Raw genomic sequence first — 24,289 nt, 5'->3', positions numbered from 1 at the left:
AGGCCCTATTCTTTTGGAAGCTTGTCGAGGGTCTTGCGTGCTTCCTTGCGGAAGACCTCGTGTTCGTTGTCGAGGTATACGGCGACCGCGTCACGCACCCCGGTGGCCTTCTGGCGCACCAGAGCGCGCATGGCCTGAATCCGTGTTCCAGGATTCGGAAGTTGGCTAACAGCAATCTCTTTGGCTTCTTCGGTTTTGAATCGGCCGAGCCACTCAACCAGTACCGATTTGGTGGGAAAGTCGCGCTCGGAGCGGATCAGGGCCGCCACTCGCGGGAAGTCGGAGCGGTCCGCTACTTGGGCCAGCGCAAATCCAGTGGCCTCGAGTTCCTCGTTCGATAACGGTGGCTCCACCTCAAATTGATGGAACAGGATGTCAGCAGCGGCGCGATTGCCCTTCGCATTCTTGGTGATCAGATTGCGGATCAAGCCCACCCGCATTGACCGGCGCGCTTCGCCGGGTGGAACTCGTTCGTCGAGGTGTTGGAGCCAGTCGACCATGATCGGCACGGCTTGCGGGTAGTCGTAGCGTGAGTTAACCAATTGCCACACAGTGTCTTCGGGGATATCCGCTTCGTCGAGCTGGCGCTTCATCGCACGCCGGTACTCGGGCCACGCCTCGGGGTCATCCTCGTAGTTCGTCATGACAGGTTCGTGCTACTGTCGATTTCCACGTCCAACCCATACTTCGTTTTCATTGTCTCTACCAGTCCGGTGTAGTCAGTGCGACCCTTGTCCACGACGATGACGAATTTATAGCCGTTTTCTTTCGCCCACTGCGCCATGTCACGGATCTGCTGGGTCGCTGTGAGCCTTTGTACGTTCTTGACCTCACGCACCACGCCCGCGTCTCGATCGATCTCGTCTGGAATGCGGGTTCTCCGTTCACCCGTATCCTGGTCGATCACCTGGATCGGCGTCTTCGGCACATTTGGGTCGATGCCGGCGAGCGCCTCGGCGCGGGCGCCCTTGCGTCGGTTCTCGTTGACCCGCTGCGCGGGCGTGGGGTTGACGTTGCGCGGCACGAGCGTCAGCAACGACTTGATCGCAGGCAGCGCAGCGCCCATCGCCGTGCCCGCCGATCCCAGGTCCTTCATCGACGAGGTCGCGGTCACCCGGAGCGCGGCATTGAGCCCGTTGATCTGAGTGACGGCCGTCGCGATGAACGTTTGCTTGATCGCCTCGGTCATTGGGCGCAACACCGGGGGGTAGGCATCCAAGATGGTCAAGATCATGTGCAGGTAGTTGACGATGGACCTCATGTCGTCCTTGACGGACTTGAGTTCTTTTCCGTAGTCCTTGGCCGCACGCGACATGTCGCCGCAGGCGCCGGCCACATCGGTGCTGAGTCCGCGGGCCTCGTTGAGTCGCGCAACGACGAAGTCGATTTCGGCCGCCTGAACGTCGACAATGAGTCGTTGTTCCGCCGCCCCGGGCTGATCGTCGATATGGACCAGATCGTGACCAAACGTCTCCCACGCCGTCGACGCGGCCAGCGCGCGGTCAGGGTGCCCGTCGGGCCAGCCATCGACGATTTGACCGCGTACCAGATCCCAATGCGGCGGCTCGGGGTCGCCGCCCCCGGCCACCGAACCCACCTTCACGGCAGCCTCAATGTAGGTCCCGGCGGATTCGCCGGGCGGGGTAATCGGCGCGCCGTAAGCGTCACGTTGGTTGAGCGTGGAGGCCTCTTCCGTCTCGTCGTGATTGACGCCGTCCTGGCGGAGCAGGCTTCCCAAGTTGCTGAAGACATTTACCAGCCGGTAGGCGATCTGGCCGACCTCGTCGGCTGCCGTGTCGTAGGCCGTCGCCCACTGTGGACCAACCCCGTGCGTTCCGGCAGCGGTCGAGGGATCCACCCCGGTGAGCTTGCCCAGCGCGGCGGCGGTGTGATCGCTGTTCTCCTTGTATGCAGCGGCCGCGTCGTAGAACAGTTCTGGATCAACGTCGGTCACGGCGGCCCCCGCCTCACTCTCGCACTAGCGGATCGATTCTATGGCAACCTGGGATTTTGTGATTACACGCGAATCGGAGTACTCACGCGATGTCCTATGACCTGACGGTCTACGCGGCGTCCCGCATCGACGATGAAGAGCTGGAAGCGGTCATCGAATCCGTTCCTGGCCTGGCGGCCGGCGACAGCGGCGATCACGAGTTGACCGTGCTGCGCGGCAAGCAGGAAAAATACGCGTTCACCATCTTCGGGCCGTACGAGATCGAGCCCGAGGATGTACCCGACGACGTGGTGCCGTACGTGCTGGAGCCCACGACCAGCTGGCAGGTCGTCGTCGAGGGCAGCGACCCCGCCGAGGTGCGGCCCGCACGGCGGTTCGCCAAAGCCCTCGCAGTTGCCGCGGGAGGTGTCGCATTCGACGAGCAAACCGAGGACATCCTCGGCGCCAGGGCGGCCCGTAAAGCAACCCGTCCCGCCGCCGAGCTGATCCGTATCCTCGACCTGCATTGGTACTCGCCGGCCTCGGCGCCCAACGCGCCCACGCTCTGGCTTGAGCTGGCGAGAAAGCTTCTGCCGGAAGCACTTCCACGCCGCTTCGGGGAGTATTACCCATACCAGCACAAGCTGGACCGTGACGGGGACGAAGCTTTCATCTCGAGCTATGGCCGATCCAAAGGGGGTTTCTATTCGCCGTCCTTTACGGCGACCCTGCCTGTCCTCGACGGAGGGCTGTACGCACCTGATTGGGGGGGCATCCTGATCGACAGCATCCGCATGGTGGCCGAGCCGTTGGACGACCCGCGCTGGCGAAACACCGTGCGGCGCTTCTTCGTCGAGTACGCCCGGCGACGCGGCTGTGTGCTCGCCACCGGCGAAGTCTTGCGTAACCACAAACTCGCGGGTCCTCCGGATCACAGCTGGGACCTCAGCGGGTTGCTGCGCGACGACGATGGGATCTTGGGATTGCCCGCGAACCCGATCTGGTGGACCTGGCTGGGCACCGACTATCTGCCCCTGGTGCGCGAGTATCTGCCGCCCGAGCACACCACCTATTACGCCGAGGGGGCGCTCTATGCCCCCACCGACGAGCCCACCGACCGCGGCCAGCTCGCAGCCCTACCAGACCCGTTTCCAAACTCCTTGCGCGTCACTGCGATTCCCTCCGACTATGGGCCCGCTAACCCGCCGAAAAACAGCCCGGCCGCTATCCGCCCCACATCGAAGTGTTGACCTCGGCGTTGTGAATGTAGTTGCGGTGCGCGATATGCGCATTGAGGTGCATGTCGAACACCACCTCGCTCATCTCGTCCGCCCAGCGCTGCCAGTGCTGCAGCCGCTCGAGGAATGCGTCGAACGCGACGCCTTCCCAACTGCTCTGCAGACCCTTCAAATCGGTGGCCACCTCGTCGAGTCGGTCCTTCATGACCTGACAGAACTGCCGCATCGCGTCGGCCGCGTCCACCAGCTCGGCCTCGTTGACAGTGCGTCGCGCCATGATCAGACTCCGCCCGAACCGCTAGGCCTGACGCCGCCGAGGGCCTGCGCTCCGCTGTTGTCCATTTGCGAGTAGCCCGCTGCGGCGGCGGCGAGTGATTCCCCGATCCAGCGCAAGTCGGCGAGCATCTGGCCGCACTCGTCGTTGATCTCGGTCCACACGTTCAGATAGGCCGTCGCCGCCTGCCCGGTCCAGGTCCGGGCCAGGTTGTCCATCTGTGTTCCCAGCTTGCCGCGCAGGCCGTCGATCTCGCCCGCGGCTCCAGTGGCCGCCTGGGACGCGTGCGTGAGCTCGGCGCAGTAGGCGCGCAGCGCGTCGGCCATGCTCAGCACCTTTCGAAAGCTGTCCTGATCGCAGGCTACCCTCAGGCGCATGGGCTGGCGAGACACCGTGACGGAACAAGCGCAAGCCGACCTTGACGATCTGGTCGACGCTGCAGTCGAATTCGCTCTGGAGCGCATCGCATCGGCGGGCGAGTTCCTGCCGTTCACGCTCGCGGTGTCCACTCGCGGTGAGCGCCAAGCCATTCAGCCCAACTACCCACGCGCTCGGGAGCTACAGATCGCCGACCAGCTCGACGCGCAGTGGCGTGCCCTCGGCGATTTGAAAGACAGCCTGCGCGCCGCCGTCGTCGCATTCAACGTGAGCTTGACGGAGGCCAATCGGGACGGCATCGAGATCCGGGCCGAACATCGCGAGGGCGTCGCAATCGGGCTGATCTTTCCCTACACCGTGGGCGCCGACGGTAACGCGGAGCTGGAAGCGCCATCGGCCCACCGCGAAGACCGTCGCATCTGGGTGTGACCTACATCGGGGGTGACAAGTCCCGCAGCTCGGCCAAGGCCTCGGCGACCCGGCCGTGCAGCTCTTCAAGGTCGGTTTCGACGCAATCGCAAGCGAAATCGGTTGCTGCGCCAAGGGCTTCGTTGATCCGCGCGGTAACCTCTGCAGCGCCCAGGCCCAGGATTCGCGGATCGATACGCAGATCGGTGAGGCGCAGATGACCATTGAGTGTCACCTCGACGGTGCCCGCCTGATCGCTGACAACGAACGACTCGGCACCCATCCGCTCAACCTCTTCGTCGAGGAGTGACTTCACCACTTCGAAGTGGCGCATCATGTGCCCGACCTGGGGGTGTCCGGGGCTGGTCACCTGTCGCTCCGTCGCTCAAACCCGGATCGAGAACTGGGTGACCGCTGGCTTGCGGGGGTGCGCGGACCGATAGCCACCCCGGCGCAGCGCGTCGGTCGGCGCCGTCATCGGCTCGAAACAGATCACGTCCTCGGCCAGCGGCGCGAAGATCTGCGCCGCCGGATACCCCCGCTCGAAGTGCACTTCCAGGCGTCGCCCACCGCCGGACACGGCGAACACCTCCCCATCGGCCACCTCGTCGTAAGCATCGTCAAAGGCGTTGTCGCCCAACGGCTCTTCCCGCGCCGGCTGCTCTTCCGATTCGCCGGTGGGCAGCCCCTTCTCGTCCAGGCTCAGATGACGAAGCGGTGGCGTCTCGACGATCCACTCCCCGCGGGCCACGTCCGGCAGGCGCAGATACGGATGAAAGCCGAAGCACAACGGAACGGCCGTCTCCCCGGTTGCGGTGACGGTGGCGCGCACGGTCAGCCGCCGGTCTGCCAGGCCCACTTCCACCGTCAGCAGATGCGGATAGGGGAAGCTGGCCAGCAACCGGGTATCGGCGCCGAAGTCCAGCTCGGCGGTCAACTCGTCGGCCGACTGCGCCGTCACCCGCCAGCCCGGGTAGGCGGCCAGTACGCCGTGGATGGGCAACCCATTGGGATCGGCACGCACACCGTTTTCGCCCGGCGCCAGCGTCACGGTCATGTTCTCTGCCGTATATGTCTTGTCGCTCAATCGATTTGCCCAGGGATACAGAATCGGAATCCCCATCGTCTTGCCGTCGGAGACGTAGGCGTCCAGCCCGCGGCGTTGCCCGAGCAGCTCGATACCGGAGTCGGTCAGCGACGTTCCGATCATGCCCGCGTCGGGCACCCACTGCGCGGTCACCGATGACGACGCATCGTGCAGGGTCACCACATGCACGCGGTCAGCTTAACGTGACAGCGGGTCGTGCTGAATGCGTTCCGGTGGGGCCCCTTTGGCGATCAGAGCGGCCTTGGTGGCGCGGACCATCGCCGGCCCGCCGCAGATCAGGATCTGCCGGTCGCCCCAGCCGCCATACTTGGTCACCACGTCGGGCAACCGTCCGCTTTGGCGCACATGCAGGCCGCGTGGCGGCGTCACGTCGGGGTAGTCGGCGGACCAGGGTGGATCGCGGTTGTACTCGGTGACCGGCGAGACCGACAGCCACGGATTGTGCGCGGAGATCTGCCACAGGGTGGGCAGGTCGTAGAGCTCGCAGAAGTAGCGGGCGCCGAAGAACAGGTGCACCCGCGGGTTCTCGGCGTAGCGGGACATGTCCATGATCAACGCCCGCAGCGGGGCCAGGCCGGTGCTGCCCGCCACCATCAGCACGTCGCCGCCGCCCCGGTCGACGCTCATGCCGCCATGCGGGCTGGACAACCGCCAGCGGTCGCCGGGGCGGGCTTCCTCGAGGATCGCGGTGCTGACCAAGCCGCCGGGAACCAGGCGGACGTGAAATTCGATGCCGCCGTCCGGGTCGGCCGGAATGGCGGGACTCAGATACCGCCAGCGGCGCGGGCACTGCGGAACCTGGACATTGACGTATTGGCCCGGGTGATACGGCATCGGCCGGTCCAGCCGGAGCCGGACGACCGCGAGGTCCCGGGACACCCGAAGGTGCTCGATCAGGGTGCCGTCCCACCAGGCGGGTCCCTCTTCGGCGTCGGCGGCCCCGCTCATCACCCCGGTGATCAGGTTGAGTGACTGGGTGGCCGCGTCGTCGACCGCGTCGGTCCAGCGATCGCCGACGTGCCCGCGAAGCGATGCGTACAGCGCGCGATGCAACGTCTCGTAATGCGTTGGCAGCACACCGTATTTGCGATGGTCCCGGCCGAGCTGGGCCAAAAAGGCAACCGGCTCCTGCGCGCGCTGCGCGACCAGCTCGCCGTACACCCAGTGCAGCGCGTGGGCGAACGCGGCGCGCTGGGCCTCCATTTCGGGCGGGAACAGGTCGCGGATCGAGACGTCGAGGTCGAACCAGTTGGTGTAGAACCGGCGGACGAGTTCGTTCCCGAGGCCCGGACCCTCCGGCACGAAGGCATCGCGCAGCACTTGCAGCGCGTCCCGGTCGTCTAAGCCCACGGACGCCGATTCTAATTTCGGTAGAGTTGAGCGGAACAGACTCAACCTTGACGACGTTGAACATCGCGACAAGCATTTTCACTACGTACTCGAACGGAGGTGTCGTGGACTCTTTCAACCCGACAACCAAGACGCAGGCGGCCCTGACGTCGGCCCTGCAGGCGGCGAGCGAAGCGGGGAATCCCGAGATCAGACCCGCTCACCTGCTGTTGGCGCTGCTGACCCAGAACGACGGGATCGCCGCGCCGCTATTGGAGGCTGTCGGCGTCGAGCCCGCCACCATCCGCGCCGAAGCGCAGCGGCTTCTGGACCAGCTGCCGCAGGCCAGCGGCGCCAGCTCGCAACCGCAGCTGTCCCGCGAATCGCTGGCCGCGATCACCACCGCCCAGCAGCTGGCCACCGAGATGGACGACGAATACGTCTCCACCGAGCACCTGATGGTCGGGCTGGCCACCGGTGACTCCGACGTCGCCAAGCTGCTGACCGGACACGGCGCCTCGCCGCAAGCGTTGCGGGAGGCGTTCGTCAAGGTGCGCGGCAGCGCCCGGGTCACCAGCCCCGATCCCGAGTCCACCTACCAGGCGCTGGAAAAGTACTCCACCGACCTGACCGGACGGGCCCGCGAGGGCAAACTCGACCCGGTTATCGGGCGGGACAACGAGATTCGCCGCGTCGTGCAGGTGCTCTCCCGTCGCACCAAGAACAACCCGGTGCTGATCGGCGAGCCCGGCGTCGGCAAGACCGCCATCGTCGAAGGTCTGGCGCAGCGCATCGTCGCCGGCGACGTGCCGGAAAGCCTGCGGGACAAGACCGTCATCGCGCTGGACCTCGGGTCGATGGTGGCCGGCGCCAAGTATCGCGGCGAGTTCGAGGAACGGCTCAAGGCCGTGCTCGACGACATCAAGAACTCCGCCGGTCAGATCATCACGTTCATCGACGAGCTGCACACCATCGTCGGCGCGGGCGCGACCGGCGAGGGCGCGATGGACGCCGGCAACATGATCAAGCCGATGCTCGCCCGCGGCGAGCTGCGACTGGTCGGTGCCACCACCCTCGACGAATACCGCAAGCACATCGAGAAGGACGCCGCCCTGGAGCGGCGCTTCCAGCAGGTCTTCGTCGGCGAGCCGTCGGTCGAGGACACCGTCGGCATCCTGCGCGGGCTGAAGGACCGCTACGAGGTGCACCACGGTGTGCGCATCACCGACTCCGCGCTGGTGGCCGCGGCGACGCTGTCCGACCGCTACATCACGGCGCGCTTCTTGCCGGACAAGGCCATCGACCTCGTCGACGAGGCCGCATCGCGCTTGAGGATGGAGATCGACTCGCGGCCCGTCGAGATCGACGAGGTCGAGCGGCTGGTGCGCCGGCTCGAAATCGAAGAGATGGCGCTGGCCAAGGAAGAGGACGAGGCGTCCAAGGAGCGGCTGGAGAAGCTGCGCGCCGAGCTGGCCGATCACAAGGAGAAACTGGCCGAGCTGACCGCCCGCTGGCAGAACGAGAAGAACGCGATCGACGTCGTGCGCGAGCTCAAGGAGCAGCTGGAGACGTTGCGCGGCGAATCCGAGCGCGCCGAGCGCGACGGTGACCTGGCCAAGGCCGCCGAGCTGCGCTACGGGCGCATCCCCGAGGTGGAGAAGAAACTCGACGCCGCGCTGCCGCAGGCCGAGGCCCGCGAGAACGTGATGCTCAAGGAAGAGGTCGGTCCCGACGACATCGCCGACGTGGTGTCGGCGTGGACGGGCATCCCGGCCGGACGGCTGCTCGAGGGCGAGACCGCCAAGCTGCTGCGGATGGAAGACGAGCTCGGCAAGCGCGTCGTCGGCCAGCGGAAGGCCGTGCAGGCCGTGTCCGATGCGGTGCGCCGCAGCCGCGCCGGGGTTGCCGACCCCAACCGGCCGACGGGCTCGTTCTTGTTCCTGGGTCCCACCGGTGTCGGCAAGACGGAGCTGGCCAAGGCGCTGGCGGACTTCCTATTCGACGACGAGCGGGCGATGGTCCGCATCGACATGAGCGAGTACGGCGAGAAGCACTCGGTGGCCCGCCTGGTGGGCGCGCCCCCCGGCTACATCGGATACGACCAGGGCGGTCAGCTGACGGAGGCGGTACGCCGGCGCCCTTACACGGTGGTGCTGTTCGACGAGGTCGAAAAGGCCCACCCGGACGTGTTCGACGTGCTGCTGCAGGTGCTCGACGAGGGTCGCCTGACCGACGGCCAGGGCCGCACGGTCGACTTCCGCAACACGATCCTGATCCTGACGTCCAACCTCGGGTCGGGCGGCAGCGAGGAGCAGGTGTTGGCCGCGGTGCGCGCCACGTTCAAGCCGGAGTTCATCAACCGCCTGGACGACGTGCTGGTCTTCGACGGCCTCAACCCCGAAGAGCTGGTGCAGATCGTCGACATTCAGCTGGCCCAGCTGGGCAAGCGGCTGGCGCAACGCCGGCTGCAGCTGGAGGTGTCGCTGCCGGCCAAGAAGTGGCTGGCGCATCGCGGCTTCGACCCGGTGTACGGCGCCCGGCCGCTGCGCCGGCTGGTGCAGCAGGCCATCGGCGACCAGCTGGCCAAGATGCTGCTGGCGGGCGAAGTGCACGACGGCGACGTGGTGCCCGTCAACGTCAGTCCCGACGGCGACTCGCTGGTTCTCGGCTAACGGCGCGAACGTCGACTTTGTTGTCGGCATTTCACCCGAAATCGCCCAACAAGTCGACGTTCGGCGCAAAAGCGCCGTCGGCTCGTCCTGTGATGGGGTTGTGACCTGGTCGATTTCGGTATTCCCGGCCGATAGCAGATACCCTGTTGGGGATGGTCCCCCTCTGGTTCACGCTCTCCGCGCTGTGCTTTGTCGGCGCGGTGGTGTTGCTGTACGTCGACATCGATCGACGCCGGGGACGCAGCAGGCGGCGTCGATCGTGGGCGCGGTCGCACGGCTTCGACTTCGAACGTGAATCAACCGACATCCTCAAGCGCTGGAAGCGCGGGGTGATGTCGACGGTCGGCGATGTCCCGGCCCACAACGTCGTGCTCGGTCAGATTCGCGGCGAGGCCGTGTACATCTTCGACCTCGAGGAAGTCGCCACGGTGATCGCGCTGCACCGCAAGGTGGGCACCAACGTCGTCGTCGACCTGCGCCTCAAAGGACTGAAAGAGCCACGGGAGAGCGACATTTGGTTGCTGGGCGCGATCGGGCCGCGGATGGTGTACTCCACCAACCTCGACGCGGCGCGGCGGGCCTGCGACCGGCGCATGGTCACCTTCGCGCACACGGCACCCGACAGCGCCGAGATCATGTGGAACGAGCAGAACTGGACGTTGGTCGCGATGCCGATCGCGAGCACGCGCACCCAGTGGGACGAGGGCCTGCGCACGGTCCGCCAGTTCAACGACCTGTTGCGGGTGTTGCCGCCGCTGCCGGAGGAGACCGCCGCCGAGGCGGGGGCACCGGCCGCCCTCCGCAACGCGTCACCGAGCCGGCCGTTGGCTCCGGCCGGGCGCGCGGAGTTGACGTCGCGGCGCCCGCAGCAAGACGTAGCCGGGCTGCTGGGCTCCGACGTTCAGGGCGCCCGCCGCAAACCCGAGCCCGTGCGCCGCGACCCGGGCGGGCGTCCGCCGCCTTCGGGGCGCAACGGCCATCAGGCCACTAACTACCAGCGCTGATAGCGCGCCGGGCCGGTCGGGACCCGGTCAGTACACTGTCGCTCATGCCGCGCCCCGTCGCCCTGATCACCGGGCCCACATCCGGGATCGGCGCCGGCTACGCGCGACGGTACGCACGGGACGGTTACGACCTGGTTCTGGTTGCCCGCGACGTCGACCGGTTGAACGAATTGGCGGGGGAGCTGAAGGGAGAGGCGGGCGGCGTCGAGGTTCTGCCCGCGGACCTCGCGGATCGCGCCGGGCGCGACAAGGTCGCCGAGCGGCTTGCCGCCGGTGTGCGAGTCCTGGTGAACAACGCGGGATTCGGCACCTCCGATCAATTCTGGGCAACGGATCCCGCGCTGCTGCAGGCGCAGCTCGAGGTCAACGTCGCCGCGGTCATGCACCTCACCCGCGCCGCCCTGCCGGCCATGCTCGACGCCGGCACCGGCACCGTCATCAACATCGCGAGCGTGGCCGGCCTGGTGCCCGGCCGGGCGCCAACCTATTCGGCATCCAAGTCGTGGGTGGTCTCGTTCAGCGAGGGCCTGGCCGCCGATTTGCGCGGCACCGGCGTCGGTGTGCACGCCGTGTGCCCCGGGTTCGTGCACACCGAATTCCACTCCCGGGCAGGGATGGACATGACGGGTGTGCCGTCGTTCATGTGGCTCGAGGTCGACGACGTCGTCAGTCAGAGCCTGGCCGATATCGCCCGCGGCAAGGTGCTCAGCATTCCGGGGCTGCAATACAAGGGGATTATCACCGCCGGACGGATGATGCCGCGGGGCCTGCTGCGGTTAGTGGCCCAGCGAGCTGGAGGCGGCAGTGGGCGAACCTGATCGCGCGGAGCTGGCGGAGCTCGTGCGACGGCTGTCGGTGGTGCACGGACGGGTGACGCTGTCGTCGGGCAAGGAGGCCGACTACTACGTCGACCTGCGCCGCGCCACCCTGCACCACCGGGCCTCCGCACTGATCGGCAGGCTGATGCGCGAGCTCACCCACGACTGGGACTACGCGGTCGTCGGCGGCCTGACACTGGGCGCCGACCCGGTGGCGACGGCCATCATGCATGCGCCGGGCCGGCCGATCGACGCGTTCGTCGTGCGCAAGTCGGCGAAAACCCATGGCCTGCAACGCCTTATCGAGGGGTCGGAGGTCGCCGGCCAGCGCGTGCTGGTGGTCGAGGACACCAGCACCACCGGCGCGTCGGCGCTGACAGCCGTGCGCGCCGTGCAGGACGCGGGCGGCGACGTCATAGGCGTGGCCACCGTGGTGGACCGCGCCACCGGCGCCGCCGAGGCCATCGAGGCCGAGGGCCTGTCGTACCGCAGCGTGCTGGGCCTCGCCGACCTGGGGCTGGGGTAGGCCGCGGGCCGTATGCGCAGCTTCATCACGGTGTTCGCCTGTCTGGCGGTTTGCCTGCTCGGCTGCTCGGGGTCCGCCCATCCCGTCAACCCGTACGGCGCCCTGGGCGCGCGGCTCGGCGAATCGCTGGCGCTGCTCGGCTGGAACACGTCAGTGTCGAACCTGCGCTGGGACGGCGACTACGTGCTGGTCGACGTCTCGGCCGCCGTGGCGTCCAAGGACCCACACGCGCCGCACGCCAAGGCCGAGGACATCCGCTTCGGGCTGTACGGCGCGTTGGCGCATCCCATCGAGGCGTCCGGGCTCGGCAGTTGCGACGCCGCGGCGACCACCGTGCACGACCTCGGATCTCCGTTGTCGGCGCCCGCCGACCGGCTGACCGGCACGGTGTGCCTCGGCCCGCTCAAGGATCACAGTCAGGTCCGCGGGATCTACAGCTATTCGCCGCGGGACCGGATCCCGAACACATCGGCGGCCTATCCGGCGGCCTTTCCGGTGGGGATGATGCCGACCAACGCCAACGACACCGGCCTGGTCGTCAAGACCACCAGCCTATCGGCGTGGCGCGCCGACGGAACCCCGGTCACCAAGGCGCAGTTGGGCGATGCGGGGGCGTTCAGCGGCAACGGCTACATGCTGCTGGGGCTGGAAGCCGACTCCGTCGCGGCCCGGTATCGAGACGACTCGGCCAAGCGCGGCGGTCCGTTGATGTTGCTCTCCTCGCCGACTCTGCCCGGGCCGGGATTGAATCCGGCCTGCGCGGCGTACGGGTCGTCGGTGCTGATCCTTCCCGACGCGTCGCTGGACGCGGTGCACGTCAACGCGTCGCTGTGCACCCAGGGCGAGATCAACGAGGCGCTGCTCTACGCGACCGTCGCGGTCGACGGCACCCACGCCGGGGTGTGGACACAGAAATGACCGGACCCGGACCGACCGAATGGGGCGTACCGGCCGGGGGCGTCGGGTCCTGGGAGGGCGATTTTCCCGACGACCCGCGCTATGACCCAAACCTGTTGCGCGACGGCGATACACGCAACGTCGTCGATGCCTACCGCTACTGGACGCGGGAAGCGATCATCGCCGACATCGATACGCGCCGCCAGCCGCTGCACGTGGCGATCGAGAACTTCGGCCACGACGCCAACATCGGCTCGGTGGTGCGCACGGCCAACGCATTCGCCGTGCACACGGTGCACATCGTCGGGCGGCGGCGCTGGAATCGCCGCGGCGCCATGGTGACCGATCGTTACCAGCGGCTGTGCCATCACGACAGCACCGCCGAACTGCTGGACTTCGCCGCCGACGCGGGTCTGACCGTCGTCGCGGTGGACAACGTTCCCGGCGCGGCGCGCCTGGAGGAGACGGCGCTGCCGCGCGAGTGCCTGCTGGTATTCGGCCAGGAGGGGCCCGGCATCACCGGCGACACCCGGACCGGTGCGGCGATCACGGTGTCCATCGCCCAGTTCGGCTCGACGCGCAGCATAAACGCCGGCGTAGCCGCCGGGATCGCGATGCACGCGTGGATCCGGCAGCACGCGGACCTGAGCCGCGCCTGGTAACGGCGCCGCGGCTTTCGATCGCGCCTCAGCGGGTACCAGAACTTCATGGCAGTGAGCACCCAAACCGACATTCCCGGCAGCGCCGCTGGCCGTGAGCAGCGGCCGCGCGGACAGCACCCATGGCTGGTCCTGGCGGTCATCGGCATCGCCCAGTTGATGGTGGTGCTGGACACCACAATCGTCAACATCGCGTTGCCCTCGGCGCAGGCGTCCCTGCATTTCGGCGTCGAAAGCCGGCAATGGATCATCACCGCCTATTCGCTGGCGTTCGGCAGCCTGTTGCTACTGGGCGGACGGCTCTCGGACATCTTCGGGCGCCGCCGGACGTTGCTGATCGGCCTGGCCGGATTCGCCGCCGCATCTGCGGTCGGCGGCGCGGCGGCCAGTTTCGCGGTGCTGGCCGGCGCGCGCGCATTCCAAGGCGCCTTCGCGGCGGTGCTGGCCCCGGCGGCCCTGTCCACCCTCAACGTCGTCTTCACCGACACCAAAGAGCGCGGCAAGGCGTTCGCCGTGTACGGCGCGATCGCCGGCGGCGGCGCCGTCGTGGGTCTGTTGCTCGGCGGCGCGCTCACCGAGTGGCTGTCGTGGCGGTGGTGTCTGTACGTGAACTTGGTTTTCGCGGTGGGCGCCGCCGCGGGGGTGCTGGCGTTGGTGGCGGCGAAAGATCACCGCGGCAGCCTGGCCCGGCTCGACTGGCTCGGCGTCATCACCGCTTCCGGGGGCTTGTTCTGTCTGGTTTACGGCCTGTCCAACGCCGAAACACACAGCTGGAGCGCGCCGCTGACCGTCGTGATGTTCATCGGCAGCGGCCTGCTGCTGGCCGCCTTCGCGGTGATCGAGGCGCGGGCCGACGCCCCGCTGCTGCCGCTGCGGATTGTCATGGACCGCAACCGCATTGGCGCATACCTGGCCATCATGATCGCCTTTTGCAGCATGTTCAGCGCCTTCTTGTTCCTGACCTACTATGCCCAGCAAAACCTCGGCTACAGCCCGCTGAAGACCGGCGTGGCATTCCTGCCGCTGGCCGGTGGTATCGCGGTGGCGGCCGGTCTGGCCAACGCGCGATTGATTCCGAGGCTGGGTCCCCGTCGGGTGATTCCGCCCGGGATGCTGATCGCCGCCGGCGGCATGTTCTGGCTGGCCCACCTCGACGTCCATTCCACCTACGCGGGCAACGTGTTTGGCCCGCTTCTGGCCCTGGGAGTAGGCATGGGGTTGACGTTCGCACCGGCGATCGCCACGGCGACAGCAGGTGTCGCCGGACCCGATGCCGGGGTCGCGTCGGCGATGGTGAACACCAGCCAGCAGATCGGCGGTGCCATTGGAACTGCAGCTCTGTCAACAATTTTCGCGTCGGCGATGACCCGCTACATGACCAGCCATCGGCCGCCGAGCCCCGCTCTGCGACCCGCCGCCGCAGTACACGGCTACACCGTCGCGTTCGGCGTCAGTTGCGGGCTGTTCCTGGCTGGCGCGGTGATTACTGTGCTGCTGTTGCGTCGCGAACCCGTGACCGAACCCCACGACCGCGACACCGGCGACGGTACCGAACGAGTCACGGTCGGGATCATCGCCGATCTCGAACGGAAGATCGGGCGGCTGGAAGCCGAAAACCGCTACCTGTCAGCACAATTGAGCCACCTGAGCGCGGACCCGCCGCCGGAATCTCGCCCCGGTCCGCGCAGTCCAATCAGATTGGACGCCAAGCTGCTTGGGGCCGCACTGGGCATTGCGCTGATTGCCATCGCCATGATGGCCGCGACATCGCCAGGATCGCGATCGAACACCGGGGTTGTCTGGAACTGCGTCGCCCACACAAAACCACAAGCCGTGCACTACCGGCCGGGTTCCCTCAACCAACTGGCCAACGCCCCCGACTGCGAATTCGTAGGTGGCAAGCTAGTGGGTGTTCCTGGGCGCATCTGATCTCCCGCATCGAGTGTGCACTGAGGGCGGAATTTGTCGGCGTGTCGCCGCCGTGTACGCACACTCCAAGCCGTCAGCGCACACTCGACGAGGCGGGCGCGGCTTGAGGCAGGATCGGACGGTATGGACCAGCTATGGGCGAACCGGGCGGCCAGCTCCGAAGCCGCGATCGCACAACGACACCTGAAACGGCTGTGGGCGTTGCCGGGCACCCAGCTCGGAGTCGTCGCCTGGCCGTCGACCCGCAAGGACCGCTTGTTCGGCACCTGGCACTACTGGTGGCAGGCGCATCTGCTGGATTGCCTCGTCGATGCGCAGCTGCGGGATCCGCGGCCACAGCGGCGCACCGAGATCAACCGCCAGGTGCGCTCACACCGGCTGCGCAACAACTTTCGCTGGACCAACAGCTATTACGACGACATGGCGTGGCTGGCGCTGGCGCTGGAACGGGCGGCGCGGATCGCGGGCGTCGAACGCCACCTCGCGTTGCCCAAGCTGGCCAACCAGTTCGTCACGGCGTGGGTGCCCGAGGACGGCGGTGGCATCCCATGGCGCAAGCAAGACCAATTCTTCAACGCGCCCGCCAATGGACCGGCGGGGCTCTTCCTGGCCCGCTACTCCGACAGCCATCCCGACGTCCTGAAACGTGCCGAGCAGATGGGCGACTGGATCGACACCACACTGATCGACCCGGAGACGCACCTGGTGTTCGACGGCATTAAGGCCGGGTCGCTGGTACGCGCGCAGTACACCTACTGCCAGGGCGTGGTGCTCGGGCTGGAAACCGAGCTGGCGTCGCGTACCGGCGCGGAAGCCAGGGCCCGGCACCAGGCGCGGGTGCACCGCCTGGTCGCGGCCGTCGACGAGCACATGGCGACGTCGGGGGTGCTCAAGGGCGCCGGCGGCGGGGACGGCGGACTGTTCGCCGGCATCACCGCCCGCTACCTCGCGCTGGTGGCCACCGCGCTGCCGGGCGACTCCGCCGACGACGCGGTGGCCCGCGACACCGCACGCGCATTGGTGCTGGCCAGCGCGAAATCCGCATGGGACTACCGGCAAACGGTGAACGGGCTGCCGGTCTTCGGGCCGTTCTGGGACCGCGACGCGCAATTGCCCACCGCCGGCGGCCACGCGGCGCAATTCGTCGCGGGCGCGGTGATGGAATCCGAAGTTGCCGAGCGCGACCTGTCTGTGCAGTTGTCCGGGTGGATGCTGATGGAGGCCGCCTGTAACGTCACCGCCGTGACGGCGTCCGGCGCGACATGACCGAACCCGGCGACTGGATCCCCGACCAGGCAACGCTGGCGCAAGCCAACCTCACCCGTTTCCTGCGCTGGCTCGCCGAGACCGGACGCGGCGAATTCGCGGACTACCACGCGCTGTGGGCCAAGTCGGTGGCCGACATCGAATGGTTCTGGGACGCGGTCTTCACCTATTTCGACGTCCAGGCGGCCAGCCCACCCCGCTCGGTGCTGGGCAACCGTGCCATGCCGGGCACCGAGTGGTTTCCGGGCGCCACGCTCAACTACGCCGCCGAGGTATTCCGGCACGCCACCGCCGAGCGACCCGCCCTGATCGTCGTCGGCGAGGACGGCTCGAGCGAGTGGTCGTGGGCCCGGCTGGAGCGGGAGACGGCGTCGTTCGCGGCCTACCTGAAGGGCCTGGGCGTCGGGGCCGGCGACGCCGTCGTCGGGTATCTGCCCAACGTCGCCGAAGCCGTCGTCGCCGCCCTCGCCGCGGCCAGCGTGGGCGCGATCTGGGCGGTGTGCAATCAGGACCTGGCCGTCGACGGTGTCGTCGCCAGGCTGGGCCAACTGGAGCCGGCCGTGCTGGTGGCCAGCGACGGCTCGCGCTACCACGGCAAGCGCATCGATCGCCGCGACGAGCTGACCATGATCCGGCGGGCTCTGCCGACCCTGCGGGTCACCGTGGTGGTGCCGCGGCTCGGGCTCGACGTGGACCCCGACGGCGTGACGCCGTGGGGCGCGGCCGTCCGGGCGGAAGCCGCCCTGGAGACCACGGCGGTCCCGTTCGCGCACCCGCTGTGGGTGCTGTTCTCGTCGGGCACAACCGGCAAGCCGAAGGGCATCGTGCACGGCCACGGCGGCGTGCTGCTCGAGCACCTGAAATATCTGAGCCTGCAGCTGGACCTGCACCCCGGCGACCGGTACCTGTGGTACTCGTCGACCAGCTGGGCGATGTGGAACATTCAGCTGTCCGGTCTGCTGGTCGACACAACCATCGTGCTCTACGACGGCAGCCCGACCCATCCGACGACCGACGGCCTCTGGCGGGTCGCCGCCCAGGCCGGTGTCACGTTCCTCGGCACCGGGGCCGGCTACCTGTTGGCCTGCGCCAAGGAAAGGCTGAAGCCCGGTGCGTCGTATCCGCTGGACGCCCTGCGCGCGGTGGGTTCGACGGGTTCACCGCTGCCGGCGTCCGGATTCCGTTGGGTACAAGAGGGACTCGGCCGGTGCGTTCCGGTGATCTCGATGAGCGGTGGCACCGACGTGTGCACGGCGTTCCTCGGCGGTTGCCCGATTCTGCCGGTGGTAGCCGGCGAGCTGTCGTGCATTTGCCTGGGCGCGGCCGTCGAATCCTGGTCGGCCGACGGACATCCGGTGATCGGCGAAGAGGGCGAACTCGTGCTCACGCAACCGATGCCGTCGATGCCCGTCTGTTTCTGGAACGACGACGACGGCAGCCGTTACCGCGCCGCGTACTTCGACAAGTACCCGGGCGTGTGGTGTCACGGCGACTGGATCACCATCACCGACCGGGAATCGGTTGTGGTGCATGGCCGTTCGGATGCCACGCTCAATCGGTTGGGTGTCCGGATGGGCAGCACCGAGATCTACAGCGCGGTGGAGGGCCTGCCCGAGGTGCGCGACTGCCTGGTGGTCGGCGTCGAGCAGGACGACGGCGGCTATTGGATGCCGCTGTTCGTGGAGCTGACGGACGGTGTCGAACTCGACGAGGAGTTGAAGTCGCGCATCGTCGGCGAGATCCGTCGGCACGCCTCACCGCGGCACGTGCCGGATGCCGTCCTCGCGGTTGCCGGTATCCCGCGGACGTTGACCGGCAAACGCTTGGAAATCCCGATCAAACGGATCCTGCTCGGGGCGGCACCAGGTGAGGCCGTGCAGCGCAGTTCGGTCGACAGGCCGGAACTGCTAGACGCTTTCGTTGCGTACCGGCGGAGTCGGGTCTGACTCGGGTTCCTGCTCGGCCGCGGGCTGCTTTCCGGCGCGGCGGCGCCCCCGGTAGCCGCGCCACGCGGCGATGAATGCCGGCATCAGCGACACGAACAGGATGGCGAGGATGATCTTTTCCAGGTTCTGGTGGACGAACGGCACCGTTCCCAGGAAGTAGCCCGCCAGCGTCGCGCCGCCGCCCCAGGCGATGCCGCCGACGATGTCGAACCCGAGGAACACCGGGTAGCGCATGTACGACACCCCGGCGACCACCGGCACGAAGGTCCGCACGAACGGCGCGAAGCGGGCCAGGATGATCGCCCACGGCCCGTACTTCTCGAAGAATGCGTGCGACTCCGTCACGTAATGCTTCTTGAAGAACCGGGAGTCTTCCTTCTTGAACAGCGCCGGCCCGATCCGCCGCCCGATGAAATACCCGCATTGATCGCCCAGGATCGCGACCAGCGCGACCGCGGGCGCCAGCACCCAGATGCTGGCAGGCGGGTTCGGGTGCGCGGCGAGCAGCCCACCGGTGAACAACAGCGATTCCCCGGGCAGCAGCGGGAACAGCAATCCGGTCTCGATGAAGACGATGATCAGGATCCCGGGCAGCACCGCGGACCCGAAGACGCCGTTGGCGCCCAGCCAGTACATCGGGTCGAGGATGTCCGGCAGGGCCGTGACGGCGGTGCGCATGGTGGTTCAACATACCGTCGTTGCCTTGCGGGCCGGGAAACAACGCCCGACGCGTGGTTGCGATACTTACCGCATGCCTATCGCAACGCCCGAGGTCTACGCCGAAATGCTGGGCCGTGCCAAGGAGAACTCGTACGCGTTCCCGGCCATCAACTGCACCTCCTCGGAGACCGTCAATGCCGCCATCAAAGGCTTCGCCGACGCGGGCAGTGACGGCATAATCCAGTTCTCTACCGGAGGCGCGGAGTTCGCGTCGGGGCTCGGGGTGAAAGACATGGTCAGCGGCGCGGTGGCGCTGGCCAAGTTCACTCGCAGCATCGCTGCCAAATACCCGATCAATGTCGCGTTGCACACCGATCACTGCCCGAAGGACAAGCTGGACACGTACGTGCGGCCGCTGCTGGCGATCTCGGCCAAGCGGGTGGCCGCCGGCAAGGACCCGCTCTTCCAGTCACACATGTGGGACGGCTCCGCGGTGCCGATCAACGAGAACCTGGAAATCGCGCAGGGGCTGCTCAAAGAGGCCGCGGCCGCCAAGATCATCCTCGAGATCGAGATCGGCGTGGTGGGCGGCGAAGAGGACGGTGTGGCCAACGAGATCAACGACAAGCTCTACACCACCCCGGACGACTTCGAGAAGACCATCGACGCGCTGGGCCACGGCGAGCACGGCAAGTACCTGCTGGCCGCGACCTTCGGCAACGTGCACGGCGTGTACAAGCCGGGCAATGTGAAGCTCCGCCCCGACATCCTGGCCCAGGGGCAGAAGGTGGCGGCGGCCAAGCTCGGGTTAGCCGAGGACGCCAAGCCGTTCGACTTCGTCTTCCACGGCGGCTCGGGCTCGGAGAAGTCCGAGATCGAGGAGGCGCTGCGCTACGGCGTGGTGAAGATGAACGTCGACACCGACACCCAGTACGCGTTCACCCGCCCGATTGCCGGGCACATGTTCACCAACTACGACGGCGTCCTCAAGGTCGACGGCGAAGTGGGCAGCAAGAAGGTCTACGACCCGCGCAGCTACCTAAAGAAGGCCGAAGCCGCGATGACCGAGCGGGTCATCGAGGCCTGCAACGACCTGCACTGCGCCGGGAAGTCCGTCAGCTAGCCGCTGGGGGACTGGCAGATCTCCCACTTGTCGTCGCGGTATTGCAGGTCCAGGCTGCGGGTCGACCGCACCTGCGGGTCGTAGGCCATGAAGGTGGTGACGTTCGCCTCGGCGTGTTGGCCGTTGACCACCACCTGGTCGATGCTGGCGATCACCGGATATTGCTTGGCCGCCGAGACGCGCTGGTAGGTCTCGGCCCACGCGTGCTCGTCGTAGTCCACATACCCGTCGCGGGTGGTGCCGCACGTGATGCTGCGCAGCGCCGTCAGATCGCCCCGCTGCACGGCGACGTCGAAGTCCTGGATGGTGTGGCGGACCTGATCCTCCGGCGAGACCTTCAAGTGCTTGCTGCGGGTCAGCAGCACCGTGCCCAGGATCGCGATCGCCGCCAACGCCAACACCACGACGATCAGCGCCAGCACCAATCCCCAGTTGAATTGCCTTGATGTCCGGACCTTTTCCCCGTCGCGCGGTGGAATTGATTGTGGTACAGCCGATTTCGGCGGCGGGCCGGCGGGGGGAGTTGTCACCGGGGTCGTCGGCGGCGATGCGAAGACCTCGGTGGCGGGCTCGGAGGTGGTGGCGATGATCGCTGTCTCTTTCGCGTCGAATCCCGGTGCGGTGAAACGACGTTCGCGCTGCTGGCCCTCCGGATTCTCCGGGTCGCCGGCCGGGTCGGGTTTGTTGATCACCACGGTCTCGGTCTCGGCGTCGTTGGGAATCAGGGGCTGGCCCTCGGGTTGCTCTTCGCCGGGCTCCGCGGCCCACTCGTCGGCCGGGTCGCTCCGGGATTCCGGCGGCTCGGACCCAGGCCGGTTCGGCGCGCCGCCGCGGTCGGGCTCGGGTGCGTTGGCCATGACGGCAGAATAGACGACATGACGCCGATGGGTGATCTTCTGGGACCTGATCCAATTCTGTTGCCTCCTGACAGCGATGCCGAGGCCGCGCTGCTCGCCAAGGAGAACCCGGGCATCGTCGCCGCCGCGCATCCGTCGGCGTCGGTGGCCTGGGCGGTGCTGGCCGAGGAGGCGCTGGCGGACGACAAGGCCATCACGGCCTACGCGTATGCGCGGACGGGTTATCACCGGGGCCTGGATCAGCTGCGCCGCAACGGCTGGAAGGGTTTCGGGCCGGTGCCGTATTCGCACGAGCCCAACCGGGGCTTCCTGCGATGTGTGGCGGCGCTGGCGCGCGCCGCCGACGCGATCGGCGAGACCGACGAGTACGCGCGTTGCCTCGATCTGCTCGACGACTGCGATCCCACCGCCCGCGCGGCGCTCGGGCTCTAGCAGCCGTCCGAGCAGTCGCCGTTGCCGCCCGGGCCGTCGATCTGAACCGTGGCGTGGTGCAGCCCGCGCGCGGACAACACCGCTCGCGCGTCCTGTAGCACCCGGGCCGAGTCGGCGGTGCTGGTCAAGTGCGCGGTGCACATGTCCTTGCCGGGCGAAAGCGTCCACACGTGCAGGTCGTGCACTTCGGTCACGCCGTCGACGGCGTGCAGGGCCGAACGCAGCTCCTCGACGTCGATGTGGACCGGCGACGATTCGGACAGGATCCGGAGCGCGTCGCGGGCCAGGGAGATGGCGCGGGGCAGCACCCACAGCGCGACCAACACGGCGACCACCACGTCGGCGTACGGCCAGTGCGTGGTGACGGTGACCACGCCGGCGATCAGGACGCCCAGGCTGCCGACAGTGTCGGCGACGACCTCCATGTAGGCGCCCCGCACGGCCAGGCTCTGCGACGAGTGGGACCGCAACAGCAGCGCCACGACGAAGTTGGCGGCCAGGCCGGCCAGCGCGACCACGATCATCGGCACGCCGGGGATCGACGGCGCGTCCCGCAGCCGGCGGACGGCCTCCCAGAGGATGAACAGCGCGACGCCGATCAGCAGCCCGGCGTTGGCGACCGCGGTGAATACCTCGGCGCGATGCCAGCCGTACGTGCGCGCCGGCGACGAACTGCCGCGCCGGGCCAGCATGACGGCGGCCAGGCCCATGAACACGGCCACCACGTCGGTGAGCATGTGGCCGGCGTCCGCCAGCAACGCGATCGAATTGATCAGCAGCGACGTGGTCAACTCCACGACAAAGAAGGCCGCCAGAATTGCCGCGGCCATGATCATGCGGGGGATCATCCGCGACGCGTCGGCCTCGGCAGGGGTGTGGTTGTGGCCGGCGCCCATGGAAATGCAATATATGCGTGTTAGCGCATGTATTGCAAGCGTCAGAACCAGCGGCTCCAGAACCGGGTAAGGGAGTTGCCGGCGGCCGCCAGCATGTGGGGCACGCCCGAGAGATCGAACAGCCAACCCACGATCCCGAAGAGCCATTGGTTCAGCACCGGCGCCAGGAGCACGAACAGCAGGATGAAGATTCCCCACTGCTTGGCGGGTGCCACCGCGCGCTGGGTCTCGGGGCTCAGGTGTGGCTCCAGGGCGTCGTAGCCGTCCAGGCCCGGGATCGGCAGCAGATTCAGCACGACGGCCATGATCTGCAGGAAGCCGAGGAACGCGACGCCGGCCCACAGCACCACATGGTTCGGGTCCAAGAACAACCGGGTGAGCGTCAGCAGGAGGATCGCCAGCAGTAGGTTGGCCGCCGGGCCCGCCAGGCTGACCAGGGTGCGCCGCGTGGGTGTCATGAACCCGGTCCGCAGGTACACCGCGGCGCCCGGCAGGCCGATCCCGCCCAGGGCGATGAACACCATCGGCAGCAGCAGCGACAGCCCGGGATGGCTGTAGCGCCGCGGATCCAGTGTCAGATAGCCGCGCACCGCGGCGTCGTGGTCCCCGAAGCGCCAGGCGGTCAGCGCGTGCCCGAATTCGTGCAGGCACAGCGACACCAGCCAGCCGGCGATCACAAAGGTGAAGACCCCGGCGTAGGCCAGCGGCCGCACGGTCGCCCCGGCCAGCCAGGCCAGCACGCCGCCGACCGCGGTCAATCCGAGCAGGGCCAAGAAGATCGGGCTGGGGCGCACCGATTCGTGCACCCTGGGAAAGCTCACCGATCGAAACTACCGGACCACCACGCGCCGCCGCTGTGGGCGCAGCGCCCAGGAGGCCACGGCCAGCCCCACGAGAATGACAGGACCCACCAGCGTCTTGGCGTCATCGCCGGCCCAGATGTGGGAGACCGTCGCGCCGAGGTAGATGAACATCAGGCCCGCGTACGCCCATTCCTTGACCAGGGGCAGGCGCGGCGCCAGCAGTGCGACGCCTGCCGCCACGTAGCAGACGCCGAGGATGGTCATGAAGTACGGCGGATAGCCCAGATGCGTCACAACGCCCTTGAACGGTTGCAGGCGTAAGGCGCCCATCACTCCGCCCACAAAACACTCGGCGGCGAGCAGGCCGGTCGTCGTCCAATAACCGAAAGCACGCATACAACAACGACACCGCGCGGACCCGAAATGTGACTACCCGACCAGCAGCCAGCCCTCGACGTGGCGGTAGAACGTCGACCGGCGCGCGGCCCGGGGCGCCGGAACACCGTCGCGCACGACGACGACGCCCGTGCTGCCCAGCTGGACGGCGCGACCGGTGATCCATCGGCCGCCCTGAGTCCTGGCCCGCAGGCCCGGGACCGCCAGCGTCGGCTCGATGTCCAGGCCGGCGACGTCGCCGTCGAACAGCGCAGTGTCATCGACGACGGCCTCGCCGTGAATCCGGTCCTCGGCGGGTCGCCAGCTGGCCCGGCCCACGATCGCCGACCCCGTCTCGTCGCGGATCAGCGGCACCCGCCGGGCCGTTCCGCGCCGGGCGCGCCGGGCCGCGCGGCGTCCGGCCGCCAGCCGGTAGACCCGGGTCGCCGCGGTGCGCCGGCGCGGCACGTACGCCACCTCGACGTCGAGCCGTTCCGCCCGCAGCAGCCGGGTGAGCACCGCGGCCAGGTCGGCGTCGCCACCGACCACCACCAGCCGTCGATGCGGACCGATCGCCTCGTCGATGGCGGCCGAGTCGGCCGGGCCGTCGGCTCGGCGGATCCGCAGGCCGTTGAGCCGCCCGGGCACCCGCGCGTCGCCGAACACCAACACCGCCACACCGGGCGTGGTATCGGCCGTGTTCACGACACTCCTCGCAAATCGCTGGGATAGGGTAGGTCACCGGCTGGACCACAATA

Annotated in this window: 26 protein-coding genes; 13 read left to right on the top strand and 13 right to left on the bottom strand. The window is 67.8% G+C overall.

Annotated features, from left to right (window positions below; all coding sequences use genetic code 11):
• Window positions 1-5: 5 nt before the first annotated feature.
• The gene (locus A5744_RS16540; RefSeq protein ID WP_076062767.1) at window positions 6-644 is read right to left on the bottom strand and encodes a HEAT repeat domain-containing protein; all 639 of its coding nucleotides are present in this window, start codon (window positions 642-644) and stop codon (window positions 6-8) included.
• Window positions 641-1,954 (bottom strand): putative toxin, encoded by a 1,314-nt coding sequence (locus A5744_RS16535; RefSeq protein ID WP_076062765.1) that lies wholly within the window; start codon window positions 1,952-1,954, stop codon window positions 641-643. Before A5744_RS16535 ends, A5744_RS16540 begins: the two co-directional genes overlap by 4 nt.
• A gap of 89 nt (window positions 1,955-2,043) precedes the next feature.
• On the opposite strand from A5744_RS16535, the gene A5744_RS16530 reads away from it, so the two are divergent.
• On the top strand, window positions 2,044-3,183 hold the full coding sequence (locus A5744_RS16530; RefSeq protein WP_076062764.1) for a hypothetical protein: 1,140 nt from the start codon (window positions 2,044-2,046) through the stop codon (window positions 3,181-3,183).
• Here A5744_RS16530 and A5744_RS16525 read toward each other — a convergent pair.
• Window positions 3,158-3,448, bottom strand: a complete 291-nt coding sequence (locus tag A5744_RS16525; RefSeq protein WP_076062762.1) for a WXG100 family type VII secretion target — start codon at window positions 3,446-3,448, stop codon at window positions 3,158-3,160. The two genes, A5744_RS16530 and A5744_RS16525, sit on opposite strands and share 26 nt — an antisense overlap.
• A 2-nt stretch (window positions 3,449-3,450) precedes the next feature.
• Window positions 3,451-3,771, bottom strand: a complete 321-nt coding sequence (locus tag A5744_RS24680) for a WXG100 family type VII secretion target (protein ID WP_170874507.1) — start codon at window positions 3,769-3,771, stop codon at window positions 3,451-3,453.
• Window positions 3,772-3,820: 49 nt separating this feature from the next.
• Between A5744_RS24680 and A5744_RS24150 the strand changes: the two genes are divergently transcribed.
• Window positions 3,821-4,252 carry a hypothetical protein gene (locus A5744_RS24150; RefSeq protein WP_076062759.1) on the top strand — a complete coding sequence of 144 codons (432 nt, stop codon included), beginning with the start codon at window positions 3,821-3,823 and terminating at the stop codon, window positions 4,250-4,252.
• A gap of 1 nt (window position 4,253) precedes the next feature.
• On the opposite strand, the gene A5744_RS16510 is transcribed toward A5744_RS24150, so the two are convergent.
• The 3 genes from A5744_RS16510 to A5744_RS16500 are packed head-to-tail and all read right to left on the bottom strand — an operon-like array spanning window position 4,254 to window position 6,689.
• Window positions 4,254-4,601, bottom strand: coding sequence for a YbaB/EbfC family nucleoid-associated protein (locus A5744_RS16510; RefSeq protein ID WP_139331382.1), 348 nt, complete (start codon window positions 4,599-4,601; stop codon window positions 4,254-4,256).
• Between the two features lie 15 nt (window positions 4,602-4,616).
• On the bottom strand, window positions 4,617-5,507 hold the full coding sequence (locus A5744_RS16505) for an aldose 1-epimerase (RefSeq protein ID WP_076062756.1): 891 nt from the start codon (window positions 5,505-5,507) through the stop codon (window positions 4,617-4,619).
• A gap of 9 nt (window positions 5,508-5,516) precedes the next feature.
• Window positions 5,517-6,689 (bottom strand): FAD-binding oxidoreductase, encoded by a 1,173-nt coding sequence (locus A5744_RS16500; protein ID WP_076062754.1) that lies wholly within the window; start codon window positions 6,687-6,689, stop codon window positions 5,517-5,519.
• Window positions 6,690-6,793: 104 nt separating this feature from the next.
• Between A5744_RS16500 and clpB the strand changes: the two genes are divergently transcribed.
• The 9 genes from clpB (at window position 6,794) to A5744_RS16455 (ending at window position 18,385) form a co-directional block, all read left to right on the top strand.
• Entirely contained in the window at window positions 6,794-9,340 is a 2,547-nt protein-coding gene (clpB, locus tag A5744_RS16495) for an ATP-dependent chaperone ClpB (protein ID WP_076062807.1), read from the top strand.
• A gap of 152 nt (window positions 9,341-9,492) precedes the next feature.
• Entirely contained in the window at window positions 9,493-10,344 is an 852-nt protein-coding gene (gene ttfA, locus A5744_RS16490) for a trehalose monomycolate transport factor TtfA (RefSeq protein ID WP_076062753.1), read from the top strand.
• 44 nt (window positions 10,345-10,388) lie between these two features.
• A complete protein-coding gene (locus A5744_RS16485; protein WP_076062751.1) occupies window positions 10,389-11,162 on the top strand; it encodes an SDR family oxidoreductase in 774 nt (257 codons plus the stop codon).
• Window positions 11,149-11,688: an orotate phosphoribosyltransferase gene (pyrE, locus tag A5744_RS16480; protein ID WP_076062750.1), complete on the top strand. Its 540-nt coding sequence runs from the start codon at window positions 11,149-11,151 to the stop codon at window positions 11,686-11,688. Before A5744_RS16485 ends, pyrE begins: the two co-directional genes overlap by 14 nt.
• 12 nt (window positions 11,689-11,700) lie before the next feature.
• Complete coding sequence (locus A5744_RS16475) at window positions 11,701-12,606, top strand: hypothetical protein (RefSeq protein WP_076062748.1); 906 nt, start codon at window positions 11,701-11,703, stop codon at window positions 12,604-12,606.
• The gene (locus A5744_RS16470) at window positions 12,603-13,247 is read left to right on the top strand and encodes an RNA methyltransferase (RefSeq protein WP_076062747.1); all 645 of its coding nucleotides are present in this window, start codon (window positions 12,603-12,605) and stop codon (window positions 13,245-13,247) included. Before A5744_RS16475 ends, A5744_RS16470 begins: the two co-directional genes overlap by 4 nt.
• A 45-nt stretch (window positions 13,248-13,292) precedes the next feature.
• Complete coding sequence (locus A5744_RS16465) at window positions 13,293-15,173, top strand: MFS transporter (RefSeq protein WP_083679313.1); 1,881 nt, start codon at window positions 13,293-13,295, stop codon at window positions 15,171-15,173.
• A gap of 123 nt (window positions 15,174-15,296) precedes the next feature.
• Complete coding sequence (locus tag A5744_RS16460; RefSeq protein ID WP_076062744.1) at window positions 15,297-16,439, top strand: glycoside hydrolase family 76 protein; 1,143 nt, start codon at window positions 15,297-15,299, stop codon at window positions 16,437-16,439.
• Window positions 16,436-18,385: an acetoacetate--CoA ligase gene (locus A5744_RS16455; RefSeq protein ID WP_076062742.1), complete on the top strand. Its 1,950-nt coding sequence runs from the start codon at window positions 16,436-16,438 to the stop codon at window positions 18,383-18,385. The genes A5744_RS16460 and A5744_RS16455 overlap by 4 nt, the downstream gene beginning before the upstream one ends.
• Here A5744_RS16455 and A5744_RS16450 read toward each other — a convergent pair.
• A complete protein-coding gene (locus tag A5744_RS16450; RefSeq protein WP_076062740.1) occupies window positions 18,347-19,063 on the bottom strand; it encodes a DedA family protein in 717 nt (238 codons plus the stop codon). The two genes, A5744_RS16455 and A5744_RS16450, sit on opposite strands and share 39 nt — an antisense overlap.
• A 73-nt stretch (window positions 19,064-19,136) precedes the next feature.
• Between A5744_RS16450 and fbaA the strand changes: the two genes are divergently transcribed.
• Complete coding sequence (gene fbaA / locus A5744_RS16445) at window positions 19,137-20,168, top strand: class II fructose-bisphosphate aldolase (protein ID WP_076062739.1); 1,032 nt, start codon at window positions 19,137-19,139, stop codon at window positions 20,166-20,168.
• Here the strand turns inward: fbaA and A5744_RS16440 are convergent.
• Window positions 20,165-21,025: a hypothetical protein gene (locus tag A5744_RS16440; RefSeq protein ID WP_076062737.1), complete on the bottom strand. Its 861-nt coding sequence runs from the start codon at window positions 21,023-21,025 to the stop codon at window positions 20,165-20,167. The two genes, fbaA and A5744_RS16440, sit on opposite strands and share 4 nt — an antisense overlap.
• A gap of 18 nt (window positions 21,026-21,043) precedes the next feature.
• Here A5744_RS16440 and A5744_RS16435 point away from each other — a divergent pair, with 18 nt between their 5' ends.
• Complete coding sequence (locus A5744_RS16435) at window positions 21,044-21,457, top strand: DUF3151 domain-containing protein (protein ID WP_076062736.1); 414 nt, start codon at window positions 21,044-21,046, stop codon at window positions 21,455-21,457.
• Here A5744_RS16435 and A5744_RS16430 read toward each other — a convergent pair.
• Genes A5744_RS16430 through A5744_RS16415 form a run of 4 tightly spaced genes read right to left on the bottom strand, consistent with a single transcriptional unit; the run spans window position 21,454 to window position 24,236 of the window.
• Window positions 21,454-22,353 carry a cation diffusion facilitator family transporter gene (locus A5744_RS16430; RefSeq protein WP_076062735.1) on the bottom strand — a complete coding sequence of 300 codons (900 nt, stop codon included), beginning with the start codon at window positions 22,351-22,353 and terminating at the stop codon, window positions 21,454-21,456. The genes A5744_RS16435 and A5744_RS16430 overlap by 4 nt on opposite strands.
• Window positions 22,354-22,394: 41 nt before the next feature.
• On the bottom strand, window positions 22,395-23,174 hold the full coding sequence (locus A5744_RS16425; RefSeq protein WP_076062733.1) for a site-2 protease family protein: 780 nt from the start codon (window positions 23,172-23,174) through the stop codon (window positions 22,395-22,397).
• Between the two features lie 9 nt (window positions 23,175-23,183).
• A complete protein-coding gene (locus A5744_RS16420) occupies window positions 23,184-23,552 on the bottom strand; it encodes a DoxX family protein (protein WP_076062732.1) in 369 nt (122 codons plus the stop codon).
• Window positions 23,553-23,585: 33 nt separating this feature from the next.
• Window positions 23,586-24,236 (bottom strand): peptidase M50, encoded by a 651-nt coding sequence (locus A5744_RS16415; protein ID WP_076062730.1) that lies wholly within the window; start codon window positions 24,234-24,236, stop codon window positions 23,586-23,588.
• Between the last annotated feature and the right edge of the window lie 53 nt (window positions 24,237-24,289).

Source organism: Mycobacterium sp. IS-1264, assembly GCF_001954195.1.
In the GTDB taxonomy this organism is placed as follows: Bacteria; Actinomycetota; Actinomycetes; order Mycobacteriales; family Mycobacteriaceae; genus Mycobacterium.
Note: the sequence above shows the minus strand (reverse complement) of the source record. Positions and strands in the feature narration are given on the sequence as shown.

Coding starts and splice junctions, on each gene's coding strand:
- A5744_RS16450 (WP_076062740.1), bottom strand. CDS start 19,063: ATGCGCACCGCCGTCACGGCCCTGCCGGACATCCTCGACCCGATGTAC.
- A5744_RS16440 (WP_076062737.1), bottom strand. CDS start 21,025: ATGGCCAACGCACCCGAGCCCGACCGCGGCGGCGCGCCGAACCGGCCT.
- A5744_RS16465 (WP_083679313.1), top strand. CDS start 13,293: ATGGCAGTGAGCACCCAAACCGACATTCCCGGCAGCGCCGCTGGCCGT.
- A5744_RS16430 (WP_076062735.1), bottom strand. CDS start 22,353: ATGGGCGCCGGCCACAACCACACCCCTGCCGAGGCCGACGCGTCGCGG.
- A5744_RS16455 (WP_076062742.1), top strand. CDS start 16,436: ATGACCGAACCCGGCGACTGGATCCCCGACCAGGCAACGCTGGCGCAA.
- A5744_RS16540 (WP_076062767.1), bottom strand. CDS start 644: ATGACGAACTACGAGGATGACCCCGAGGCGTGGCCCGAGTACCGGCGT.
- A5744_RS16475 (WP_076062748.1), top strand. CDS start 11,701: ATGCGCAGCTTCATCACGGTGTTCGCCTGTCTGGCGGTTTGCCTGCTC.
- A5744_RS24680 (WP_170874507.1), bottom strand. CDS start 3,771: ATGGCCGACGCGCTGCGCGCCTACTGCGCCGAGCTCACGCACGCGTCC.
- A5744_RS24150 (WP_076062759.1), top strand. CDS start 3,821: ATGGGCTGGCGAGACACCGTGACGGAACAAGCGCAAGCCGACCTTGAC.
- fbaA (WP_076062739.1), top strand. CDS start 19,137: ATGCCTATCGCAACGCCCGAGGTCTACGCCGAAATGCTGGGCCGTGCC.
- A5744_RS16470 (WP_076062747.1), top strand. CDS start 12,603: ATGACCGGACCCGGACCGACCGAATGGGGCGTACCGGCCGGGGGCGTC.
- A5744_RS16420 (WP_076062732.1), bottom strand. CDS start 23,552: ATGCGTGCTTTCGGTTATTGGACGACGACCGGCCTGCTCGCCGCCGAG.
- A5744_RS16435 (WP_076062736.1), top strand. CDS start 21,044: ATGACGCCGATGGGTGATCTTCTGGGACCTGATCCAATTCTGTTGCCT.
- A5744_RS16525 (WP_076062762.1), bottom strand. CDS start 3,448: ATGGCGCGACGCACTGTCAACGAGGCCGAGCTGGTGGACGCGGCCGAC.
- A5744_RS16530 (WP_076062764.1), top strand. CDS start 2,044: ATGTCCTATGACCTGACGGTCTACGCGGCGTCCCGCATCGACGATGAA.
- A5744_RS16485 (WP_076062751.1), top strand. CDS start 10,389: ATGCCGCGCCCCGTCGCCCTGATCACCGGGCCCACATCCGGGATCGGC.
- ttfA (WP_076062753.1), top strand. CDS start 9,493: ATGGTCCCCCTCTGGTTCACGCTCTCCGCGCTGTGCTTTGTCGGCGCG.
- A5744_RS16460 (WP_076062744.1), top strand. CDS start 15,297: ATGGACCAGCTATGGGCGAACCGGGCGGCCAGCTCCGAAGCCGCGATC.